This window comes from uncultured Neisseria sp. (genome assembly GCF_951230505.1).
Lineage (GTDB): Bacteria > Pseudomonadota > Gammaproteobacteria > Burkholderiales > Neisseriaceae > Neisseria.
In genome coordinates this window covers 1-4563 of sequence record NZ_CATNVN010000146.1, presented here as the reverse complement: position 1 = coordinate 4563, position 4563 = coordinate 1, and the positions used below count along the sequence as shown (strand labels likewise).

At 51.9% G+C, this 4563-nt stretch carries 4 protein-coding genes; 3 read left to right on the top strand and 1 reads right to left on the bottom strand.

What is annotated here, in order from left to right; translation table 11 throughout:
* The coding region (locus Q1M25_RS08320) for an Rne/Rng family ribonuclease (protein WP_300483800.1) at nucleotides 1-1870 on the bottom strand (1870 nt) is incomplete at its 3' end.
* 515 nt (nucleotides 1871-2385) lie between these two features.
* Between Q1M25_RS08320 and Q1M25_RS08315 the strand changes: the two genes are divergently transcribed.
* The 3 genes from Q1M25_RS08315 to Q1M25_RS08305 all read left to right on the top strand — a co-directional run.
* Nucleotides 2386-3372, top strand: coding sequence for an RluA family pseudouridine synthase (locus tag Q1M25_RS08315; protein ID WP_300483799.1), 987 nt, complete (start codon nucleotides 2386-2388; stop codon nucleotides 3370-3372).
* 39 nt (nucleotides 3373-3411) lie between these two features.
* Entirely contained in the window at nucleotides 3412-3903 is a 492-nt protein-coding gene (locus tag Q1M25_RS08310) for an SHOCT domain-containing protein (protein ID WP_070826668.1), read from the top strand.
* Between the two features lie 87 nt (nucleotides 3904-3990).
* A partial coding sequence (locus Q1M25_RS08305) for an HAD-IA family hydrolase (RefSeq protein WP_300483798.1) occupies nucleotides 3991-4563 on the top strand: 573 nt, incomplete at its 3' end.

Sequence of the window (4563 nt, the reverse complement as noted above, 5' to 3'; positions counted from 1 at the left end):
TTTCTTCAAACTTGCTGTCGGCAGCTTCGGCATTCACTTCGCGCACTTCGACTTTGCTGCCGTCGTGTTTGTTGTTGCGGCGTGGATTTTGACGGCGGCTGTTTGAACGGCGGTTACTGTTTTGGCTGCGGTTGGTTGTAGTGCGTTTTTCGGCAGGCTCTTGAGCAACTGCGGCAGGTGCAGGCTCACCGCCGAAAATGCGTTTCAACCAAGCTTTGAAGCTGTCCCACCAAGAGGCTTTTTTCTCAGGGGCGACAGTCGGTGCAGGCTGTGTATGGCGCACGCCTTTGACAGCTGGCTCAGGACGGGAAGCTTTGGCTTTTTCGCTGCCGAAAGGTTTGGCAGACTCGTCTTCTTCCGGCTCGGCAACGCGTTTGTAGCTCGGTTCGCCATCTTCTTCTACGTCATCAATGCGGATGCGGTTGATTTCGTAGTGCGGATTTTCCAAATGGATGTTTGGAATCAGGACGACGTTGACATCCAAGCGCTCCTCCATCGCAAACAGCTCGGCGCGTTTTTCGTTCAACAGGAAGGTGGCAACATCGACAGGCACTTGTGCATGCACTTCGCCGGTGTTGTCTTTCATTGCTTCTTCTTGAATGATGCGCAAAACGTGCAGGGCGGTGGATTCGATGCCGCGGATGACGCCGGTGCCGGCACAGCGCGGACACGCAACATGGCTGCTTTCGCCCAGAGCCGGTTTCAAACGTTGGCGGCTCAATTCCAAAAGGCCGAAGCGGGACAGTTTGCCCATTTGCACGCGTGCGCGGTCTTTTTTGAGCGCGTCACGCAGGACGTTTTCAACATCGCGTTGGTGTTTCGGATTTTCCATGTCGATGAAGTCGATGACGACCAAACCGCCTAAGTCGCGCAGGCGCATTTGACGGGCAACCTCTTCGGCGGCTTCCATATTGGTTTTGAACGCGGTGTCTTCAATGTCAGAGCCGCGTGTAGCACGCGCAGAGTTGACGTCGATGGAAACCAGGGCTTCGGTGTGGTCGATCACAATCGCGCCACCTGACGGCAGGCTGACGCTGCGTGAGAACGCGCTTTCGATTTGGTGTTCGATTTGGAAACGGGAGAACAGCGGCGTGTGGTCTTGATAGAGTTTCAGACGGCCTACATTGCTCGGCATGACATAGCTCATAAACTCGGCAACTTGGTCGTAAACCTCTTGATTATCCACCAAAATCTCGCCGATGTCGGGACGGAAATAGTCGCGAATCGCACGAATCAGCAGTGAGCTTTCCATAAAGAGCAAGTAAGGGTCATGGTGTGCTTTTCCTGCTTCTTCAATGGCTTGCCAGAGTTGTTTGAGGTAGTTCAAGTCCCATTCCAACTCTTCCGCGCTGCGGCCGATGCCGGCGGTGCGGGCAATGATGCTCATGCCGTTTGGAATGTCGAGTTCGGCCATGGCGGCTTTGAGTTCTTGGCGTTCTTCGCCTTCGATACGGCGGGATACGCCGCCGCCGCGCGGATTGTTGGGCATCAATACCAGATAGCGGCCGGCCAGGCTGATGAAGGTGGTCAGTGCCGCGCCTTTGTTGCCGCGCTCGTCTTTTTCGACTTGGACGATAACTTCCATGCCTTCTTTGAGCACGTCCTGAATACGCGCCCTGCCGCCTTCGTAGTCGCGGAAATACGAACGCGACACTTCCTTAAACGGCAAAAAGCCGTGGCGGTCGGTTCCGTAATCGACGAAACACGCTTCCAGCGACGGCTCGATGCGGGTAATGATACCTTTGTAGATATTGCCTTTACGCTGTTCTTTGCCCAGCGTTTCGATGTCCAAGTCCAAAAGGTTTTGGCCATCGACAATGGCAACGCGCAGCTCTTCGGCCTGCGTTGCGTTGAATAACATTCTTTTCATAGTCACCTCGTGAACAGCGGCCGTTTGATTTGTGAATATCTTTTTCAGACGGCCTGTCTGTCCGGTTGGCACTCTGCAAAGGCAAGATGGGGGAACCCCTGTGTAACCAGTTTTTGATTTGAAATCCGCAAGGTTGCATGCTTGAACTCAAGCCATGTGCGGACGGATTCGGATAAAGAAGGAAATAAAGAACAATGCGGCGGAAAGGTTGATGGTTCCGCTGCCGTCCGAATGCTGATGTTTCGGACAAAATGAAGGCAGCCTACATCTTCTTATTATCGTAGCGCCGGTAATTTCGGACGGTGCTGCGCGGACTGCGTCTTACGCCCGGCCGGACGGCAGGTTCAATTCAAACTTAATTACGGGATTGCGTTTGCCGGCTTTGAACAAACACAAGGAAATGCTTTGCGGAGTGCGTTTTTAATATAAAATCTCGTTTTAACAATAAATCCGTTTCAGACGGCCTGCGACGGCAGGTTCGGGTCCCGAAACGGACGTTTGGGATTATAGAGAAAATGCACGCAATACGCAAAGATTCAGTCAGCCTGATTGCCGTTGCCGAACACGAGGAAGGCCAACGCCTTGATAACTATCTGATAAAAATCCTCAAAGGCGTCCCGAAAAGCCATATCCACCGCATCATCCGCGCCGGCGAAGTGCGGCTGAACAAAAAACGCTGCAAACCCGACAACCGCATTCAGGCAGGTGATACCGTCCGCATTCCGCCGATACGCACCGCCGAAAAACAAAGGCCGTCTGAAAGTCAGGCCGCGCCCGCGCGCGAGTTTGACATCGTTTACGAAGACGATGCGCTTTTGGTCATCAACAAACCGTCCGGCGTTGCCGTCCACGGCGGCAGCGGCGTGAGCTTCGGCGTCATCGAACAAATCCGCCGCGCCCGTCCCGAAGCGCGTTATCTCGAACTCGTCCACCGCCTCGACAAAGATACCAGCGGCCTTTTGATGATAGCCAAAAAACGCAGCGCCTTGGTAAAACTGCACGAAGCCATCCGCAACGACCATCCGAAAAAAATCTATCTCGCGCTGGGTGTCGGCAGGCTGCCGAACGACCGCTTCCACGTCAAGCTCCCCCTGTTCAAATACACCGGCGCACAAGGCGAAAAAATGGTGCGCGTCAGCGAAGACGGCCAATCCGCCCACACCATTTTCCGCGTGTTAAACCGTTTTTCAGACGGCCTTTTGCACCAAGTCGGCCTGTCCGACCTGACCCTTGTCGAAGCCACCCTAAAAACCGGTCGCACCCACCAAATCCGCGTCCATCTGCAATCGCAAGACTGCCCCATTGCCGGCGACGAACGCTACGGCGACTATCAAGCCAACAAACGTCTGCAGAAACTCGGTTTGAAAAGAATGTTCCTGCACGCCTCCGAGCTGCACCTTGCCCATCCGCTGACCGGCGAAAAACTGATCCTGAAAGCCTCCCTGCCGCAAGAATTGGCGCAATTCATTGTAATGTTGGAAAATCAGGAAAAGGCCGTCTGAAATCAAATAGATTTACTTAACCCAAAATAAGGAAACGTCATGTCTAAATTTTATCTTCTATTAGCATTAATTTTAGCTGGTTGTACAACTGCATCGGGAATCCAAATCGTTGAAAAGGGCAACTCGGGTTTTGATACAGCAATCATTTACAAAGGCAAAGAAACTATTTTAGATGTTAATGAAAATAATGAACAAGAATATCGCATATTCCACCAAGGAGCATCAGGATTTACTCCTTCAACTGCTGTGAGACACAGTGCCGAAAAAAGAGCACAGGCTTTCTGCAAACAAAAAAATAAAAGTATGAAAGCAATTAGAGAAAGAGCATCTACTCCTCCTCACATCTTAGGGAATTGGCCTAGGATTGAAATTATTTTTATCTGCACAGAGACAAAACAAGTAGATATTGATAATTCAAGCAACAACAAAAAATATGATCAATTAGTAAATTTAAAGAAATTATTAGATCAAGGTATTCTTTCCGAACAAGAATTCAATCAAGAAAAAGTTAAAATATTAAGTAACCCATAGTTCTATTCGTGTATTTTGGTGAATTCAGCCACACCAAAATACACTTTTAAAATAATAAGTTATTCAAGGCCGTCTGAAAGGAAACCCATGAAACCCAAACTCATCATTTTCGACTGGGACGGCACGCTTGCCGACACCACCAACCCCATCATCCACACCTTCCAGCAAAGCTTTGCCGATTGCGGCCTACCCGTTCCCGAAGCCGACCAAATCCGCCCGCTCATCGGATACAGCCTCTCCGGCATCATCCGCCGCCTTGCCCACAACGTCAGCGAACACGTTCAGGAAACCCTGATTGAGACCTATGCCGCGCACTACCTAAATCCCAACAACCACAACATGACTCTGTTCCCCGAAGCCCTGCCCTGCCTGCAACGCTTGAAGCAACAAGGCTATTGGCTTGCCGTAGCGACCGGAAAAGGCCGCAGCGGACTGGATAGGTCCATCGAGCAAACCGACACCCAAGCCTTTTGGCTGGAAACCGCCTGCGCCAGCGAATATCCGTCCAAACCCGCGCCCGACATGGTACTCGCCCTCTGCGACCGACTGAGTGTTGAACCGGAAGAGGCCGTCGTCGTCGGCGACACCACCCACGACCTAGAAATGGCCGCCAACGCCAAAATCCGCGCCATCGCCGTCACCACCGGCGCACATACTGCC

Bases quoted from the DNA above. Each gene is read 5' to 3' on its own strand.
- Q1M25_RS08315 (WP_300483799.1), top strand. From the start codon at position 2,386: ATGCACGCAATACGCAAAGATTCAGTCAGCCTGATTGCCGTTGCCGAA.
- Q1M25_RS08310 (WP_070826668.1), top strand. From the start codon at position 3,412: ATGTCTAAATTTTATCTTCTATTAGCATTAATTTTAGCTGGTTGTACA.